Source organism: Alicyclobacillus fastidiosus, assembly GCF_026651875.1.
Taxonomy (GTDB): domain Bacteria; phylum Bacillota; class Bacilli; order Alicyclobacillales; family Alicyclobacillaceae; genus Alicyclobacillus; species Alicyclobacillus fastidiosus.
This window is the reverse complement of the sequence record NZ_CP104067.1, coordinates 1,105,853-1,124,580: the sequence shown is the minus strand read 5'-3', so window position 1 is coordinate 1,124,580 and position 18,728 is coordinate 1,105,853. Positions and strand designations below refer to the sequence as shown.

Genomic DNA, 18,728 nt, shown 5'->3' with positions numbered 1-18,728 from the left:
GTGCCACACACTGTGGCTGTGCTGCATTTATATCATAAAGAGTCCACTCCTTAAGTTGGTTTAAGCCTTTTGCAGAATTCGATAGTTACAACGCTAAACATTCCATAATATAGCGCTGTATATATTTAAAACTCTAATAGTGTATCACCGAGTGTGGTAGGGAATTCTGCAAAAGGCTCGGCATATATAACAGGTGTTTTGTAAGGTCATCTATTACGTGATAAATAGAAAACTACGGCAGTGTGTTCGCGGATGAAGTACTCCAATTCGATGGAATATTTGTACTGGTCCACCCACTCTTCGGCATAAAAGGTTCATGATGTTCATTAAAGTAGGCATCCAAGATCTGCTTTGCGATGGGCCCCGCCAAACCCGCGCCGTATCCACCGCCAGGAACCATGATAGCCATCGCGACGATGGGATGATTGAGTGGGGCATAACAGATGAATACTGAGTTGTCTGTTTGGTGCCCATTGATGTTAATTTGAGCGGTGCCAGTCTTCGCGGCTACCTGGTAGGGTGATGAGCTAAATATGCCATATGCCGTTGCATCGGCCCCCCCTTGTGCACCTGTTGTCACATCGTTCATTGCAGTTTTCACCAGCTGATAAATTGCAGGACTTGCCTGAACCTGACCTTCTACCTTTGTATTGACTGTCTCAAGTGGGGTGGAGTTTGAGTTTGGTCCACCCGTGGCACTATACACTTTGCTTAGTAAATGCGGTTTTAATTTTTTTCCGTTATTAGCCAAATTCATTGCGTACGTAGCCAATTGCATGGTTGTAAACTGTTGGGACTGGCCGATTCCTGCAAAAGCTAAATCTTCAGGGGTCCCATGATTCACGTACTTTCCAGTTTTTTTAATGGACGCTTCGCTCTGCTGGAGGTTGTAGGGAACCTCCTCATATCCTTTGTCCGAGTCTTCAATATAGAAATTCCCACCAACTTCGCCTGGCAGGTCGATCCCGGTCTTAGGGCCCAATCCAAAATCCCATTCTCCTTGAAAAAGGGTATTGATACCTTTTGCAAAATCAGTATCGAGATAGTTTTGATAGCTTCCATCACTTGACGGGTATGAACCTCCACTTGTCGAACTGCTGCCGAACCATTTGCCCAAATCCAGTCCAACTTCATAAAAGAACACGTCACTAGAAACGGCGACTGCCTCAATAGGATTCAGCAACCCCAAGGCCATGCCCTCATCTTCATGGATGATGCTCTGTCCAATACGAATGTACCCGTTATCGTCTACGGTGGTATTCGGCGTAACTACACCGTGCTTCATGGCTGCAATTAAGTTCGCTGGTTTCACAGTGGAGCCTGGATACTCCGGTGCGTCAATTGCATAGTTTTCTTGCGCGCCAGAAGTGGTCAAATATTTGATTTGACTTGCTGTTAAATCGGTTCCTGAACTATACCAGTTAGGATTCAAGTATGGATAGCTGACCATTGCTAGAACTCCGCCCGTTTTGACGTTTAGCATGACAGCTGAGCCTTCCGCGATCGTACTATTCGATGAGGATGAATCGATAAGATTTTTCAAAATCATCTGCGCTTCTGCTTGTGTGCGCCCATCAAGTGTCAATTGAATATTGTCACCAGGAATTGCCGGCGGCGCGGCACCAACCTGTTCCACGGTATTTGTCGAGGGGTTTACTGTTAATAGTTCGGTCCCTGGCTTCCCTTGTAGCAAAGACTCGTATTGCTCCTCAAGTCCACCAACCCCCACCTTTTGGCTATCGATATACCCCTTCTTGCTGTAATATCCAACGTTTTGTGCAGTAATACTTCCGACATAGCCAAGAACTTGCCCAGCTAAATCGCCGTATGGATACTGTCTGTTGTAAGTTTGATCAACTTCAACATTTGGCAATTCGGATTGGTGCTCTACCACATAAGCAATCTGGGCATCAGTAATGTGTGTAGCAAGTGGAATCTGAAGGGAACTCTTGTTCGCTATTATGGTGTTATATAACTTTTGAGGAGTTTCGTTCAGGATAGGAGCTAGTTTGTTCGCAACGTCGTGATACTCCGTATCCGTGTTACCTGTACTATTATCAAGTTCAATTCCATCTGATGGTGTGTCCCAGGCAAGAACTTGGCCGTTTGCGTCGTAAATCCAGCCTCTTTGTGGGAGTAGTGGCATTTTCGTGAATTGTGTGCTTGTTTCCTCACTTCGGAACGCGGGACCTTTGGCTACCTCTACATAGGCTGCTCTTAAGATAAGACCTGTGAACGATAAAAATATAATGCTATACACTACATTTATTCTAAGTATTTTTCTACTAGACTTCTTTCCAGTCTGCTCTCTAGGTTTCTTTCGCATTAAAACACACCTCATAATCATATGGTCTCTCTGTCGATTACCCTCAACACTGAATACGAATTAGAGGTTTTAGCGGTACAACAGCTTTAAATTCACTCTATCGAAGATTAACTACCCACGAGTCTCGCAGACGCTATGCCTTCCGTATTATTAAAGGACACCACGAGTGAGATCACTGAAGTGCCGTTAACTGCCGTGATGCAACACAATAGCAGTAAAGGAGGACTCGTGATTTACTGTACATAAATTATTTGAAGAAGCAATGGAGCGCTTATGGAGTTTGTGTGGAAACAAAACTACAGACTTTAACCAGGTGCTGATTGAACTAATTAACGCGAGGCAAAACTGTCATGGTATGAAGCAAATCAAATGAACATACATCGATGCCTAACAAGGAGTATCCTATGGACGAAAACAGGTTCACAGAGGATTTTTCACAACTTTCCAGTTCAGGACGAAAACCATTACCATCCAAAACAGGAGCATACCTGCTCGCCATTCTAAAATCGCGTTTATACTGGGGGATTTTACTCTTCGCCATCATTCCGATACTCCTCGAAACGCTCGGTATCAACATTGTGTTTGGTATGCTCGTCTACTTTTCACTATTTTGGTTCTTTGTGTTTCGGCCATTAGTCAAGACAAGCCAACCTGGACGGTCTCTCATAGCGGATATTGTCGCTTACGTCTTCACGGCCGTAATCGGGACGATGTTTGCACTATTCGTCGAAAATTTTTGGGTATCAAATGGCGCTGCTCCATTTCTACAGTCCAACAGTCCACCCATCGCCATTCCAAGCTACATTGTGTTCGTTGGGACCACAGAGGAATTTTCGAAACAGATCATTATCCTCCTTGCAATAGCATTCGTTCGCATTCGCCGGATACACGTCAAACCAGTTGAGTTCATGATTATGGGTATTAGCTCGGGGCTCGGCTTCTCTGCTATAGAAAATATCTCGTACGTACAAAAGGGAATTATGAATGAGGTCGTCCACCACACAGTCGGTACCGGAGTTGTGACAGCACTTAGCCGAGCGCTATACACACCATTTTTGCATGCAATCTTTGCAGGCATCGCATCATACGGCCTTGGTTTAGCTGCTAGTCGCGGCGGTAAAACGTGGTGGGGGGCACTAGGTATGTGGCTAATCGCAGCCTGCTTTCATGGTTTCTACGACGCAACCATCGACACACACGTCGGCTGGGCTCTCATCGCCGTGGCACTCTGTTACTTCCTATTCCTTGCCCTATTGCTCAGCGGCATGCGAAGCCACAACTTTACCAAGCTGGGTAACCCGTGGTAATTCCAGGTGGAGTACAGAGGAAACATGGGTCTATACGCAAATAAGGGTTTCAGGAAGTTTCCTGAAACCCTTATTATGACAAGGATATTTGGTGTCGAGAGCGGGACTTGAACCCGCACGGGTTTCCCCACACGCCCCTCAAACGTGCGTATGTGAGCCAAAACCCGAAAGTCCTTGCTGGTGTTGGGAAAACACGTACTTCAAACCGCGCTTTTGTCGGTCGATCCGCACACGTCTCCTTGGTTGGTGACCCTAAGTGGCCTACGCGCATTTGTCGCAGACGTGCGTGCTAAGAATAGTGTGCGCCACTTTAGTCTCCTTTAATCTTTGTGGCAAATCGTTCTTAATAAACTGTTTCCGCCTATCCCTGTTTGTAGCCCCCGTTTCAAGAGTATTTCTCCTTACAAAATCAAACACTTAGATCGATACTCTTGTTTAATTATTAATAGGTTATCAGTCTCGTTTCTCTCTCAAGTTCCCTGATTTGAGCGCGAGTTTTCTCTATTGCTCATAATCTTTGCACCAGAACCGGAAAAACAATATGGCATTGCTCTCTTCGAAAACTGACTAGATCATGTAAGTGGTTTTTGCTCTTACCTTTCAGCCAGTTCACGGATGACATGTACAAATCGTTTTATGCCTTCGTAAATGTCGTTTTCCACAGAGCGGGCATACGTTAAACGTATGAATCCATGCTCAGCACCGTAGACGATCCCTGGAGTTACTATAACACCGTTTTGAATACACGCATCGAGCAATTCCACGTCAGATATGATATGTTTCAGGCGACACCAGATATGGTATCCCCCAAGAGGTTTATTCCAAACGCAGAGTTCCTCGGCATTGGATTGAAGGGACATCAGCATAGAATTCCGTCGTTTGGTAAGTTCTCGGGTAAGCCTTTGAAGATGGTCACGCCAACCAGTCCTCAGGTACAAGTTAGCCAATTCTTGGACGACCGTGTTCATACCAAAGTCCATTTGTTCCTTGGCGTCTGCCATTCTACGGATGACCGCAGAAGGCGCAATTACCCATCCAATACGTAACCCTGGCGCGGCTGTTTTGGACAGGCTGCCAACGTAAATTACAAGGTCACTGTTTCCGTGTAGCGTAACGAGGGCATTCGGAGGTGCCTCTGATTTATCCAAGCGAATTTCTGAGTAAGCACCATCTTCTACAATCGGAATCCGCAATTCTTCACAGATTTTTAAGAGTTGCTTTCGTCGGGAGAGGGAAAGCGTGGTTCCAGTGGGATTCTGATAAGTTGGATTTACGAAGACCATTTTTATCATATGCTTTTGATACAGTTCTTTAACCGAAATCGGGTCCAAACCGTCGTCATCTACCGGAATGCGGAATAATCGTAATCCCGCTGATGAAAATAGCGGTAATGAGTAAGCATACGAGGGACCTTCAAGTCCAATGGCATCACCTGGAGCGAGAAGACATTGCGTAATCAGATGAAGTGCCTGTTGGGATCCTGAAGTGACTAGAATATGTTCCGGATCAGTGTAAATTCCGTTCGCTTTTCGAAGATGGTCACACAAGGTTTCACGAAGCCGCAAACTTCCTTGCGGATGGCTGTAGCCCAGAGAATCGTCGATGTTCATCCGATGAAGGAGCTCTTGAACTTCTCGACGTGGAAGTAGATCTTCTGACAATTCCCCCCTGGCTAGGTTGATCTTTGTTGGATCCGTACTGGCACTTCGAAGTTTGCTTATGAGTGGCAACGTCGGACGAAAAGATGCTTCCAGTGTATATTGTCTCCAATTGGGGACTTTCCGCGCAGACACATCCCACATATGCTCACTTACACGCGTTCCGCTCCCTTGAACAGATTGGACGAGTCCAGTGGCACGCAGCTCTGCGTAGGCCGATACGACTGTGCTCCGGTTTACGCCCAATTCCTCGGCAAGTTTTCGCTCTGCCGGTAGCGGCTCCCCAGGAGCTAGTTTCCCTTCGATGATCAAAGACTCAAAGTGCTTGGCAATTTGGCGAAAAATTGGTTCCTTCATACTTGCATCCGGTTTCCAATTCATCGATGGTCACCCCATTCCGGACTCGAATAAATTGGTTGGTTTCGTCATGAATCAATTGGATGGATACAACTCTTCGAACGAATTATATGATGAATTCGCGTGCGGTCCAAACCACCACATTCAAGCGACTTGAGTGTCATTTTGAGTTTGAGTATTTTTATCAGCGATTAGAATCGAGATTCAGTGTCCACTAAAAGATAAACGAGAAGGACATCGATAGAATTATTGGTCACAATGGGAAAGAGTTTTCCGGTGACGATCGTCAATCCTTCCTCGGCTGTTATAATCGTTTACTCTACATGACATGGGGAGGACCACATTTCGTTCAGTCAATTTTGATAATGGGATGATGAAGTCCGTCGAGTCACTAAGGGCGGGATCCAAGTGTCCTTTAGGCTGTTGGATAGGCAGTCGCTTAATGCAAATTAGAAATGCCCCTTACCGGGGCATACTATTGTTCCGTCTCGTTGCTGGTGATGGGCACACTCCTCACAACAATAAAATCTTGCAAAGACCTTGAGAGTCGACTTGATAAACAACCGGTCACCTCTTTTTATTGTGTCGATGGTATTTAGATACTGCCCAGAGGGATAAACGCTGAAGAACATCTCTTCTTTATCCTCTTTCACGCGTACCCCAACTGGATCTTCTTGATACTGTGGATAGAATTTACCAAACAACCATCATATTCATGACGTCCTACATCCAATGCATTTATTGTGGTTTGTCTTTGTATACAGTATTTATGACCTTGAGCAGACAACTTTTACATACTGAATCTCTGGATCGTCGGTACCCTGCACAGGCAGTCCTGCACGGAGGTTTTCTTCAGTAAAGTCGATCGCCTCCTGCGTGACCATTTCCCCAGGTAACAGTATCGGAATTCCGGGAGGATACACCATAATCGTTTCGGCAATGGTTTCACCAACCGCCTCAGATAGACGAACACGCTTGGTTTTGGCATAGAACGCCTCTCTAGGGGTTATCTGCAGGACGGGTAAAGGTGGCAATTTAACGGATACCTCAGGCGTCCTACTATACTTCGAAAATCCTTCAGCGATAAATCGCAGTCCTCTCACAAGTTGTGCCATATCGTTCTCTGTTTCGGAACCGGTGAAAATACAAAGTATGTTGTATAGATCACTTAATTCGACCTCGATATTGAATTCTTTACGCAGCATCAATTCAACGTCATAACCACGAATACCCAAGTCTTTCACCGATATCGTTAACTTCGTAGCATCGATTTGATATGTTGCACTGTCTTGAAGAACCCGTTTGTCTAGACACCTCAACCCCGGTATGCCATTAATTTCATCCCGTATTCGATTCGCCATTTGAATCGCCCGTTCAAATCGCTCTCGTCCGTGCAGAACTAAATCTTGTCTTGCGGCATCTAAGGAAGCAAGCATAAGGTACGATGTTGAGGTTGTGGTGAGCATACTCATAATGACTTGAACATGAAGCGGGTCAATTATCCCGCTTCGCACATTCAGAATGCTTGCACCTACAAGTGAGCCTCCAAGTTTGTGCACGCTGGTGGCTGCAATATCTGCACCAGCCGCCATCGCCGACAGAGGTAAGGAATCGTGGAAATATGTGTGAGTTCCATGTGCTTCATCGACTAACACTGGAACACCGAAAGCATGCGAAATCTCAACGATACGCTTTAAATCACATGCGACACCAAAGTAGGTTGGATTTGTCACTAGTACGGCACGGATGTCAGAGTGCTGAGTAAGTGCGTCTTTAATAGACTCTACCGAGAGTCCGTGTGCAATCCCGAAAGTCTCATCCAATTTGGGGTGCAAAAAAATTGGATGTGCACCCGTGATAATTAATGCTGTTAGTACGGATTTGTGTATGTTTCGTGGAACAAGGATTTTATCGCCTGGTTTCACAGCGGACATAATCATGGCGACAATCGCGGAGCTCGTGCCCTGCACTGAAAAAAACGTAGAATCTGCTCTAAACGCTGAGGCTGTCAATTCTTGTGCGGCTTTAATTGGACCAGTGGGGTGATGGAGGTCATCCAATGGTGCAATATTAATCAGATCCATCTCAAGTGCGTTTGTACCGATAAAATCTCGGAACACATTGTTCATTCCGCGACCACGTTTATGCCCAGGAATGTGAAATTGGATTGGGTCCCGCGCAATGTGGTCTTTTAGAGCTGTAAATAACGGGGTTTCGTGATGATTCAATTCTGTGTCTCCCTCGTTTATTTGTATACATTCCGTAATACTGCCAACAGCCCCGCGTTGGCAGTATTAGCTTACATCTACTCGCTAAGATCAACCATCTATCTATTTTTGGTAATTAGTTCACGAAATCGGTCTAACCCTACCCGGCAGCAGTAATCACCAAAAGTTTCTCTGAACTCGCGCTCGGAAGCGTATGCGGAAACAATTGGACGCACTGTGTCGGCAAGTTTATCGATCGGAACGAGTTCCTGAAACAGTTGGTTCAATCGAGTGCCGTAGAAATCCCCAGCGAGCATCAAGTCGTACTTTCCGGGCGAACGCCCAACGAATGCAATGTCAGCCGTGTATGGGCGAGCGCATCCATTGGGGCAACCCGTCATACGAACACTGATGTGTTCATCTTCAATTCCGTACTCCTGAAACATCCTCTCAAAGTCAGGGAGAATGGTTGGCAATGCGCGCTCAGATTCCGCAGTGGCTAAACCACAGGTAGGTAATGCCACACATGCCATCGCGGACAATTTCGTTTTCGATAAAGTTTCAGCCAAAGCTACTCCTGCTTCGCGAAGTTTCTGTTCAATAACGGATCGATTAGAGTTTTCAATGTCACTTAAAATAATATTTTGTTGCGTGGTGAGTCTTACAGTAGGGCGAAAGTGTTCCACAATTTCGCGTAGTACAGACTTGAGTCGCAACTCCGCTGTATCCTTTATCCGTCCGTTCTCAACAAAAATGCCGATGTAGCTACGTCCTACCCTTTCGGTGTGCCAACCCAAGTGGTCATTTGCTCGATTCCAAGTCAACTCACGAGGCGGAACAAGCTCCCGGTTAAGGCGGCTTTCCATTTCTTGTTGGAACCATTCCAGCCCACGCGTGTCCAACAAGTATTTAAATCGGGCGTAACGCCGTTCGATACGGTTACCGTAATCACGTTGGATACCAATGATGGTTACCACAGTTTCGATCAATTGATCACGGTTGACAAAACAAATAGGTGTAGCCAACCGGGGATATGACAATTTGTCAGAGGCAGTTCGTCCCATCCCGCCGCCTACCAAAAGCGTATAGCCACTGATCCGTTTCTCATCTATATGAGCAACAATTCCAATGTCATTCGTATATACGTCTATGCAGTTGTCGCCTTCGACGGCGAAGCCTAATTTAAACTTCCGTGGTAAATAGACGGCGCCATACAACGGCTCTTCATTCAGTTCATCTGATAGAGGAACCTTCTCTCCATCTAACCAAATTTCATGGTAGGCGTTTGTCTTAGCCGATACGGCATTGACAAGTTGTAGCAAGTCTCTACGTACTTCTTTATGATAGATCTGATGTCCAGGCGCTGCACAGCACACAGTGTTCCTCACTTGGTCTCCGCATCCCCCGAGAGTCGTGACGAGGACTTCATTAAGCGCTTGAATTGTGGGTTTCAGGTTTCGCTTAATCACCCCATGCAACTGGATGGTCTGCCGCGTGGTGATGCGTAGCGATCCATATTCGTTATACTCGTCCGCAAGTCTGTCGAACACCAAATACTGTTCCGGTGTGAGTACTCCACCAGGAATCCGAGCGCGGACCATCATCCGGTAGTGCTTCTCCTTACCTTCTTTACGGAGAACGGACCTGAGATCACGATCATCTTGTTGATATACTCCGTGGAATTTTAGTTGCTGAACGTTCTCGTCCTCAAAGAACGTTTTATCGTCCGTTAAGGCTTCTTCGATTGTTCCGCGAAGAAAGTTCCCATTTTGTTTAATCACTTCTACCTTCGATACTTTCTCCTGAGTTGGATTATTTTCCATTTTGACACCTCCACAAGGCTGTCTGCGATGTTTCGAAACTTCAGGGTGTTCCAGTTTCTTGTGTAGTCCATCGAACCGAGTCCTGCTTCTTTTCGTCGATCATTAACTGGAATACATCGGGACGTCCGTAACTAGCGATTGGGTCAAAATCAAAGCGACTCTGTGCAATTAAATCGAGATCGAGATCAGCCAGTAAAATTTCCTCTCGACCGTAAACCGGCTCTACGACGTAATCACCTAACGGTCCAACGATTGCACTTCCACCAGCACACATCATTTCTGGTTCTGAGGAGAGTTCCTCGTAACAAGCAAGATCGGTTGGATACATATCCTTGGTAACAAACTGATTGCATGACAATACAAAACATCTTCCTTCAAGTGCGATGTGACGAATTGTGGCTTGCCAAACATCCCGAGCATCAGCGGTCGGGGCAACGTACAATTGAATGCCCTTAGAGTACATAGCCATTCTCGCTAATGGCATGTAATTCTCCCAACAGATGAGACCGCCAAGTTTACCAAAAGGTGTGTCGACAACAGTGAGGGTACTGCCATCTCCTTCACCCCAAATGAGGCGTTCGGAGGCTGTGGGCTTCAACTTTCGATGCTTGCCGAGTAGTGTTCCGTCGGGTCCAAAATACAGAACTGTGCAGTACAGCGTGCCACTACTCTCGTTGTCTTTCTCGATTACGCCTACAACTAGATAGACAGAGGCATTACGTGCTGCTTCTGCAAGCGCTTGAGTCGTATCACTCGGAATAACGACGGCGTTACACCAATACCGGGCCCAATCCTCCCGACCCGCAGCATTTCTGCTACCGATTCGAGCCCCAAATGCAAGTCCACGAGGGTATGCCGGAATGAATGCTTCCGGGAATACCACCAACTTAGCCCCCTTTTGTGAGGCTTCATGAATCAGCGATATGGCTTTTTGGGTGGTTGCCTCTCGGTCCATGATGACTGGAGCGCACTGTATAACCGCAACCTTAAGGACATTTGTCCCGCCAGACAATTCTCTCACTCCTTAAACCGGTTTCTGAGTCAAAAGTAGCCCATGTCAACATCAAAGTCTCCATCCAATTGGATTCCGAGTGAACCATCCAATTCGGAAATGGCGTGGAGTATGCCTTTCGACTTTAATTGGATGACCGCTTACCATTAACGGTTCTAGTGCAAAGATTACGAGCAAAAGAGATTGAGCCATCTCTCATATTTTCGGTTATGCAGATAGATCAAACAGGTGGTCCATGAACGCCACGATGGAAGAAACGGGCGAGTGCTGTATCTCAACCTGTCCTTTCCTCAGTATGTGCATGGCCCCAATTCCCTTAAGTGTGCTGTCAGCAGTTTGAAACGATTTGAATCTCAGCATCTGGTTCGTGATCTTCTTGATGAATCGGTGGTCTTGTTCAACAATGTTATTTAGGTATTTCGTCTGCCGGATTAAGGTTTCTTGCGGTATCTCCGTTTCGTCCTTTAATTGCTGTAGTGCCGGAGGGTAAGCATGGTTTTTATCTACGGTGATGACACGTGGTGATTGATTGTGTGGGAAGATAACGCCTCTTTAAAGAATCACTTTGCGGCGAGGACATCTCGATTCGTAGACAGCATGAATTCAATGGTTTGCCCATTAGAATCCACCGCCCTATAAAGATATTTCCATTGTCCTTTCACTCTAATATAGCTTTCGTCACCCCTGTAGGAATCGGTAGTTGACTTTAAGAAACGACGAATGCGTGTATCGATCTCAGGACCATACTGGTGAACCCACCGCATGATAGTAGTATGAGAAACCTGAACTCCTCTTTCCTTGAGCAGTTCGACGATATCCCGGTAGCTTAAGCTGTATTGCAAATATCACCGAACCGCTGTCAGGATAATATGAGATTCGAAGTGCTTCCGTTTGAACGCATGCATACCATGACAGCCTCATCCCTGAAATTTATCCGGACAATACTAGCATGCCTGGTGTTTTTACACCAGAGCCCCATCATATCCGTCGTCTTTCCGAAATGTGGATTTCACAAATACGCCCCATAACTTTCGCAAAGAGTTCGACAGTGTGTCGAAAGTGAATCCAACTTGTGAATGAAGAGTTAACAGTCCTTTACATAATTTTGAACCCTTTCGTTGGTCCATTTCTTCTACCCTAAACGGAAGTATACTCCTCTCGTCATCTAAGAGATGTCGACAAGAAAACATCCAAAACAAGGAGGCGAGCCCCACATGGCGGTGGATCTGGCGAGGTGGCAATTTGGAGTGACGACAGTGTATCACTTCTTATTTGTTCCACTCACTATCGGGCTTGGATTTCTTATCGCGATCTTGGAATCCATCTATGTCGCGAAGAATGATGAAAAGTACAAAAAAATGGCTCAGTTCTGGATGAAGTTCTTTCTTATCAACCTGGCGATCGCTGTTGTCACAGGTATCTTTCAAGAGTTTCAATTTGGAATGAATTGGTCAACATATTCTCGCTTTGTTGGCGACGTGTTTGGTCCGTCACTCGCCGTCGAGGGTCTGGCAGCATTCTTTCTCGAATCAACATTTCTTGGCGTTTGGTTGTTCGGATGGGAACGTCTGCCGAAGAAAGTACATCTTGCTTCCATTTGGTTAGTGTCCCTAGGCAGTACGTTATCCGCGTTTTGGATTCTGACAGCAAATGCATTCATGCAGGAACCCATGGGTTATGCGATTCACGACGGACGTGCGGAAATGACATCGTTTGGCGCAATACTGACAAATCCGCAGTTGTGGGTTGAATTCCCACACGTATTTTTTGGAGCCATCGCCACAGGCTCGTTCTTTATGGTTGGCATTAGTGCCTGGTACCTGCTCCGAAAACGATCCATCGATCTCTTTCAACCATCGTTTCGCATTGCGACAGTGGTTGCCTTGATATCCAGCATTCTCACCGCTGTCGTCGGACACGAACAAGCACAACACGAGGTGGTTGCCCAGCCGATGAAAATGGCGGCGGCAGAAGCGTTATGGAACACGAGTCCGCTACATGCTCCGGAAACTTTGATCGCTGGAATTGATGTTGCCGGTCACCATAATACGTTTGCAATCAAAATCCCGTATTTGCTAAGCATTCTATCGTACAATCGGCTGTCCGGTCGTGTGCAAGGTATCAATCAATTACAACAGCAATTTGTTCAAAAATACGGTCCAGGAAACTACATTCCGAACGTCTATATTTCGTTTTGGACATTTCGCATCATGGTTGGTGCAGGCTCATTAATGGTTCTTTTGAGCTTGATCGGCCTTGTGCTTTTCCTACGCGACCGCGAATTGAAGCACGGTTGGTTTCTCAAATCGATGCTGGCAGCTATTGCGTTACCTTACATCGCGAATACAGCAGGTTGGATTTTTACTGAAATGGGGCGTCAACCCTGGATCGTCTACGGGCTTCTTCAAACGCGAGATGCCGTCTCGCCAACAGTTTCTAATGCCAATGTCCTCTTCACGCTCGTCGGATTTGCGTTCGTCTACATCGTTCTTCTCACAATCGGTGTGTATCTAGCCGCTCGAGCAGTCCGTCAGGGACCCGACGATGAAAATGAGCGCGAAGACGGTATACCATCCAATTTGTTGCTTGAACCGTCGGGGGGAGTGCAAGTTGACGTTGAATAGTCTCTGGTTTGCGCTGATTGTCATATTGTTTACAGGTTTCTTCGTGTTGGAAGGGTTCGACTTCGGCGTTGGCATCCTTGCTCCGTTTGTCGGCAAGTCGGACGAAGAAAGACGTTTGCTGTACAATTCCATCGGGCCCTTCTGGGATGGCAACGAGGTTTGGTTGATTGCGGCCGGCGGTGCGATGTTTGCAGCATTTCCGCAGTGGTACGCCACGTTGTTCAGTGGATTTTACATCCCTTTGTTTCTGCTCGTGATCGCGCTGATCGCCCGCGGAGTTGGCCTCGAGTACCGCAGCAAACTTCCAGCGCAACATTGGCGCAAGGCGTGGGATACAGCCATTTTCTTGGGGAGCGTATTGCCACCGATCATCTGGGGGATTGCATTGGCAAACATTATGAAAGGTGTACCCATCGATGCCCAGATGAACGACGTCGGATCCCTTTGGGGGCTCGTTAACCTCTACAGCGTCGTTTGTGCCATCGCGCTGATGTTGCTATTCGCTACACACGGAGCTTTGTTCTTGACACTGAAAACGACCGGTGAAATCCAGGCGCGTGCCCGTAAAGCCGCGCGTAGAACCGGTCTTTTGACGACGATATTCATGTTGATATTTGTGATCTTGAGCTACTTTTACTCGAGCATATTTTCCAAAAAGGGGATCGATCCTGGCACCATTGCAGTGCTTGCAGGTATCTCCCTAATTTCCGTGCCGTTATTTATTCATGCAAAGAAAGATGGTTGGGCGTTTCTAATGACATCGTTCACCATTGTATTTTCGACCATCACCGTATTTATCGATCTGTTCCCGAGGGTAATGGTGTCATCGCTCAATCCAAATTGGAGCTTAACGATCTACAACGCGGCTTCAAACCCTTATTCGTTACACGTGATGACTTGGATCGCCCTGACGTTGATCCCTATCATCCTTGGCTACACGATTTGGACGTTTTGGACGTTTCGTAAACGGCTTTCCCTACACGACCATATGGAGTATTGATGCCTCATGAATGTTCAGGCTCGATTGATACGCCAATTATCAGCGACTAAGCCGTTGATGGCGTGGACGTTCGCGCTGGGTGTCTGCAGCAGTGTCTCATTGCTGCTGCAGGCCCACTTTATGGCTATTGGGATCGGCATTCTGTTCTTGCGTGTGCCACAACACACAAATTTGTTCACGTTCGACGCCGGATTGGCAGTTACGTTTTTGGCGCGCAGTGTATTTGGGGCTGTTTCAGGTTGGATTGCGGCTCGGTTTGCAGCAAATGCAAAACTCGACATGCGTTCTCGCTGGATGTCACAGTTATTTACGCTCAGTTCGACGAAAATCGAAAGAATGCAGACTGGAGAATTGATCACGACCGCAGTGACAGGTGTCGACAACCTAGAGTCGTACTTGGCAAGGTACTTGCCTCAATCCGTTGAGGCTGTTCTCGTTCCTGCCGTGTTGCTGCTCTACATCCTTCGGCTGGATTGGATTTCTGCGGCGCTGCTCGTCGTCACCGCCCCGCTTATCGTTTTCTTTATGATTTTGCTGGGTAACGGAGCTGACTCTGTAGCCCACAAACAGTGGCACGTGCTGGAGGACTTGTCTTCACGTTTTCTCGAGATGATTGAGGGTTTGATGGCGTTGAAGTTGTTCTCGCGCTCTGCCGACGCAAAGCGAGTTCTGTTCCGTATTGGCGATGCCAACCGAGTTGCAACAATGAAGACGTTGCGGGTGGCGTTTCTTTCCGCCTTTGTTTTGGAGCTGTTTGCCACGCTTGGAACGGCGGCTGTTGCGCTCGCGCTAGGACTAAGATTAATTCACGCAGAGTTGGCATTCACACCCGCCTTGACGGTGCTTTTACTAACGCCGGAATTTTTTCAACCGATTAGAGCTCTGGGGAGCGAATTCCATGCGGGACTCAATGGGCTTGCCGCGGCAGAGTCATTGTTTCAGTTGTTGGACGAACCAAACGAGGATGTCGATGCACGCAACATTCCTGGGACCATGGCGAACGGATTACCAGACATCCGTTTTACAGATATTCGTCTTCGCTATCCCGGCGAAAAAGAGGATAGTTTGTGTTCATTAAATCTAACCATTCATCCGGAGGAAAGGATTGCCATAGTGGGTCCAAGCGGATGCGGTAAGACCACATTGCTGCGACTATTGTCCGGAAGCTTGTCCCCGTCGGCGGGAATCATCGAGGTGGGAGGTAAACAGGTACAGACACTGGCATCTCCTGCATGGCGAAAACTCGTTACCCTGCTAAACCAGCAGCCACACATCTTTTCTGGATCGGTTCGCGAAAACCTCCAGATGGCCGTACCAGTTGGCGAAATGGTTGAAGATGATCAGTTGCACGAGGCCCTGCGAAAAGCCGGTTTGAACACTTGGTTTCGATCCTTGCCTAACGGTCTTGACACGCGGATTGGCGATGGGGGTAGGACGGTGAGTGGAGGTGAAGCCCAGCGTATCGCAATCGCACGTGCTTGGTTGCGCCAATCTCCGTTGCTCCTTCTCGACGAACCTACGGCACATCTTGATCCGCTAACCGCTGCAGATATCGAAACGGCACTTGAAGAGCTGATGGCGAATCGTACCGTTATTGTCGTCACGCATGACCCCGGACTCGCGAGTCGAATGGACCGGGTGATCTTTCTTACATCGCATGGATTCAGTACAGGTTGCGAAACCCCACTGGAGTATAGGTTCGCCGATTGAGGAGGAAGACCAATGCAAAAATGGAGCTGGATATTGAAGTGGGTTGCCCCTTTTCGATGGCGCATCCTACTCGCAATCGCGCTTGGATTTTTTGCCTTCGGCGCCAATTTCGGCCTGCTTGGTATCAGCGGATTGCTCATCAGCCGCACGGCTTTGCATCCCTCGACTATCTTGATGGTTTACGTTCCACTCGTGGCGGTCCGATTTTTCGGCTTATCGCGAGCAGCCTTTCGTTATACAGAGCGATTGGTGTCGCATGACTTCGCACTTCGGTCCTTGGTTAGAATTCGCGAATGGCTGTTTGAAACGCTCGAGAGACGGATTCCATTTCAGGTTTCCGGACGTACCTTCGGTGACATTCTGTCTTCGGCGCTGCACGACGTAGATTCGGTTCAGTTCCTTTATATTCGTGCGATCGCCCCCTCGCTCGTTGCTGTTTTCGCCGCTGCCCTCACTTTCACCGTGCTCGGTACGTTTGGTGTAAGCATCGCCGTGACGACCATGATTGGACTTTTGGTGGCTGGTTTGCTGGTGCCAATCACATTGATTCGCTATCGGCAGACGCTGGGGCGACGCGCGCAAGCGGACCGGGCAAAGGTTGCCGAGATATTGACAGACTCGGTTCGCGGCTGGAGAGACATTAAGGCGTTTGGTCAGGAGTCCGCTTTTTTTAATCGGTTGGTTCACCTGGGGCACACTCTGCGCGAAACTGATATTCGATCTGTTGGATCTCAGCGTATTGCTCAGTCGGCGTTCCTCTTAGTCCAGGGACTGACTATCTGTGCCGTTCTATGGGAACTAAGCGTCGGGTCAGGTCATGTGCAAGGCGTTGACGTCGCCATGGTTGCATTGTTTGTGTTGGCCGCGTTTGAGGCAGTGGCGCCCAGTTTTTCAGCCTTTGAACAGACGGGTGTCAGTTTGGCAGGAGTTGATCGACTTCGGGCGCTGGAGTCGTTTCCTGTGACACCGTTCATTCCGGGAGAACCGGAACCTCAAAGCGGCATTTTGACTGTGAGGGAACTCTCGTTTCGTTACGCTGACGGAGTTTCGCCCGTTCTCAGCAATGTTTCGTTTGAAGCGCATCCAGGCAAAAAAATTGCGATCGTTGGACAAAGTGGCTCCGGAAAAACAACGTTACTGAACATTCTCACCGGGCTCTTTCCCTACACCGAGGGATCGATTCAGTTGGACGGCACGGAACTGGCGTCTTTGAACACCGCTACGCTGCGGTCCACATTTGCAGTCGTGTCACAGCAAACGCATCTGTTTCGCGGTCGTATTCGTGACAACATCGCGTTAGGCCGTCCGAATGCACCACTTGGAATAATTATTGAAGCTGCCAAACTAGCCCGGATTCATCAGCGGATTGAGAACATGCCCGAAGGTTACGACACGGTGCTCGGTGAACGAGGCAGCCAACTTTCTGGTGGTGAGCGGCAACGCTTGGCACTGGCCCGTGTATTGCTCCTCGACGCACAGTTTCTCTTGATGGATGAACCGACGGGTCATCTGGATTTGGAAACCGAACGGGAGTTTTACAGCGGATTGTTTGAGAGCGCGCGTGGACGAACCATCATTTTGGTCACCCATCGCTACGCGGTTATGGATCAAATGGATGAAATAATCGTCTTGAAGCAGGGATGCGTCGTGGAACGCGGGGTTCACGCAGACCTGGTGCAGCAAGGTGGATGGTATGAAAAAGGTTATCGACAATATGCTCGGACTTCAGGAAACCAGCGTTCAAACTGATACAAGAGAGTGTAGCGGTCCTTTGAACCCATGTTAACGTGGTTGCCATACGAGTTCGCGTGCACCGGATGAAGAATGTATCGCTACTCTTAACTGAGTGTTTTGCAGAACGCAAAAACTGATTTCCCTACTCTAAGAATGTCTCCATGGAATAAAAACGTAGCTGATGTATATACCTTGGTTTGGATATTGATGCATATTGTTGTGGTGCCCTTTTTAAACTAAAGCACCAATCGTATTTTGAGGTCAGCCAGTTCATTCATTATTTCTGGTTGACCTCTCTTTATATGCGGTGTTTGATACACCAGTAGTCTGGGTGGGACGTACGCACCCGTGGGTCAGTATGAACCCATGCGCTAAACTGTCCCCCCTACTTGTATAAGCATGTTTGAAGCTAGTTGGGGTGACGATCCCGTAAAACTCGTCTGCGTCCCTGTGAAATCGTTTATTTAATTCGCGCTACTTGTTTGTATCGTGCTAAGAGACATCAAGAAATTTTCCAAGGACGCTGACCTCACACGATAGGGTAAATATTTCTTATTTTTTATTCTCACAATCTCAATCATTTGTTCTCCATATAGGTACATTTCAAAAGCAAAGGACGTTCTCCCTTGTGTAAAACGCACCCTAATTGGATTCTCAGAAAGATCTTTGATTACTCCACCATCATATAAAAAATTTGCATTGTTAAATGCCTCAACAAACTCAGCTTTACGTTCTCCACGCAATGCAACATCGTGCACTGTAATTTCTGAGATGTTCTCATCCTTCAACCTTGGGTGTGTTGCAAACATGTTAAAGAATCTATCCGCCCACGCCGTTGGGGGCGACATGAAAAACGCGAGGATAAGATGGAGTACTAATAGTACGACAACCAGCCAAAATATCATATCCAACAACCTTCCTAATTACTGATATCGATACGTTAAGCTTAGTATGAGCGTAGGGAGCGATA

General features: G+C 47.3%; 11 protein-coding genes and 1 pseudogene. 5 read left to right on the top strand and 7 right to left on the bottom strand.

Annotated features, from left to right (window positions below; translation table 11 throughout):
* Positions 1–232: 232 nt before the first annotated feature.
* Positions 233–2,326, bottom strand: coding sequence for a peptidoglycan D,D-transpeptidase FtsI family protein (locus NZD89_RS05775; protein WP_268006808.1), 2,094 nt, complete (start codon positions 2,324–2,326; stop codon positions 233–235).
* 404 nt (positions 2,327–2,730) lie between these two features.
* Between NZD89_RS05775 and NZD89_RS05770 the strand changes: the two genes are divergently transcribed.
* Complete coding sequence (locus NZD89_RS05770) at positions 2,731–3,633, top strand: PrsW family intramembrane metalloprotease (RefSeq protein WP_268006807.1); 903 nt, start codon at positions 2,731–2,733, stop codon at positions 3,631–3,633.
* Between the two features lie 593 nt (positions 3,634–4,226).
* Here NZD89_RS05770 and pdxR read toward each other — a convergent pair.
* From pdxR to NZD89_RS05745, 5 genes and pseudogenes are all read right to left on the bottom strand, one after another.
* Complete coding sequence (gene pdxR, locus NZD89_RS05765) at positions 4,227–5,672, bottom strand: MocR-like pyridoxine biosynthesis transcription factor PdxR (protein ID WP_268006806.1); 1,446 nt, start codon at positions 5,670–5,672, stop codon at positions 4,227–4,229.
* Between the two features lie 743 nt (positions 5,673–6,415).
* Entirely contained in the window at positions 6,416–7,876 is a 1,461-nt protein-coding gene (locus NZD89_RS05760; protein ID WP_268006805.1) for an aminotransferase class I/II-fold pyridoxal phosphate-dependent enzyme, read from the bottom strand.
* Positions 7,877–7,974: 98 nt separating this feature from the next.
* Positions 7,975–9,678, bottom strand: coding sequence for an NADPH-dependent assimilatory sulfite reductase hemoprotein subunit (locus NZD89_RS05755; protein ID WP_268006804.1), 1,704 nt, complete (start codon positions 9,676–9,678; stop codon positions 7,975–7,977).
* A gap of 40 nt (positions 9,679–9,718) precedes the next feature.
* Positions 9,719–10,690 (bottom strand): carbon-nitrogen hydrolase family protein, encoded by a 972-nt coding sequence (locus tag NZD89_RS05750; RefSeq protein ID WP_268006803.1) that lies wholly within the window; start codon positions 10,688–10,690, stop codon positions 9,719–9,721.
* 207 nt (positions 10,691–10,897) lie between these two features.
* Positions 10,898–11,595 (bottom strand): annotated as a pseudogene (locus NZD89_RS05745) (IS6 family transposase).
* Between the two features lie 309 nt (positions 11,596–11,904).
* On the opposite strand from NZD89_RS05745, the gene NZD89_RS05740 reads away from it, so the two are divergent.
* From NZD89_RS05740 to cydC, 4 genes are read left to right on the top strand one after another with little or no spacing between them, the layout of a single operon-like run.
* A complete protein-coding gene (locus NZD89_RS05740; RefSeq protein WP_268006802.1) occupies positions 11,905–13,314 on the top strand; it encodes a cytochrome ubiquinol oxidase subunit I in 1,410 nt (469 codons plus the stop codon).
* A complete protein-coding gene (cydB, locus tag NZD89_RS05735; protein WP_268006801.1) occupies positions 13,301–14,314 on the top strand; it encodes a cytochrome d ubiquinol oxidase subunit II in 1,014 nt (337 codons plus the stop codon). Before NZD89_RS05740 ends, cydB begins: the two co-directional genes overlap by 14 nt.
* A 6-nt stretch (positions 14,315–14,320) precedes the next feature.
* Positions 14,321–16,024, top strand: coding sequence for a thiol reductant ABC exporter subunit CydD (gene cydD / locus NZD89_RS05730; protein WP_268006800.1), 1,704 nt, complete (start codon positions 14,321–14,323; stop codon positions 16,022–16,024).
* 12 nt (positions 16,025–16,036) lie between these two features.
* Entirely contained in the window at positions 16,037–17,773 is a 1,737-nt protein-coding gene (gene cydC, locus NZD89_RS05725) for a thiol reductant ABC exporter subunit CydC (RefSeq protein WP_268006799.1), read from the top strand.
* A 449-nt stretch (positions 17,774–18,222) separates the two neighbouring features.
* On the opposite strand, the gene NZD89_RS05720 is transcribed toward cydC, so the two are convergent.
* Positions 18,223–18,663 (bottom strand): YfmQ family protein, encoded by a 441-nt coding sequence (locus NZD89_RS05720; protein WP_268006798.1) that lies wholly within the window; start codon positions 18,661–18,663, stop codon positions 18,223–18,225.
* Between the last annotated feature and the right edge of the window lie 65 nt (positions 18,664–18,728).

What these genes read in the sequence shown, in the direction of transcription:
- NZD89_RS05770 (WP_268006807.1), top strand. Translation starts at nt 2,731, where the DNA reads ATGGACGAAAACAGGTTCACAGAGGATTTTTCACAACTTTCCAGTTCA.
- cydD (WP_268006800.1), top strand. Translation starts at nt 14,321, where the DNA reads ATGAATGTTCAGGCTCGATTGATACGCCAATTATCAGCGACTAAGCCG.
- pdxR (WP_268006806.1), bottom strand. Translation starts at nt 5,672, where the DNA reads ATGAATTGGAAACCGGATGCAAGTATGAAGGAACCAATTTTTCGCCAA.
- NZD89_RS05740 (WP_268006802.1), top strand. Translation starts at nt 11,905, where the DNA reads ATGGCGGTGGATCTGGCGAGGTGGCAATTTGGAGTGACGACAGTGTAT.
- NZD89_RS05720 (WP_268006798.1), bottom strand. Translation starts at nt 18,663, where the DNA reads ATGATATTTTGGCTGGTTGTCGTACTATTAGTACTCCATCTTATCCTC.
- NZD89_RS05755 (WP_268006804.1), bottom strand. Translation starts at nt 9,678, where the DNA reads ATGGAAAATAATCCAACTCAGGAGAAAGTATCGAAGGTAGAAGTGATT.
- NZD89_RS05775 (WP_268006808.1), bottom strand. Translation starts at nt 2,326, where the DNA reads ATGCGAAAGAAACCTAGAGAGCAGACTGGAAAGAAGTCTAGTAGAAAA.
- cydC (WP_268006799.1), top strand. Translation starts at nt 16,037, where the DNA reads ATGCAAAAATGGAGCTGGATATTGAAGTGGGTTGCCCCTTTTCGATGG.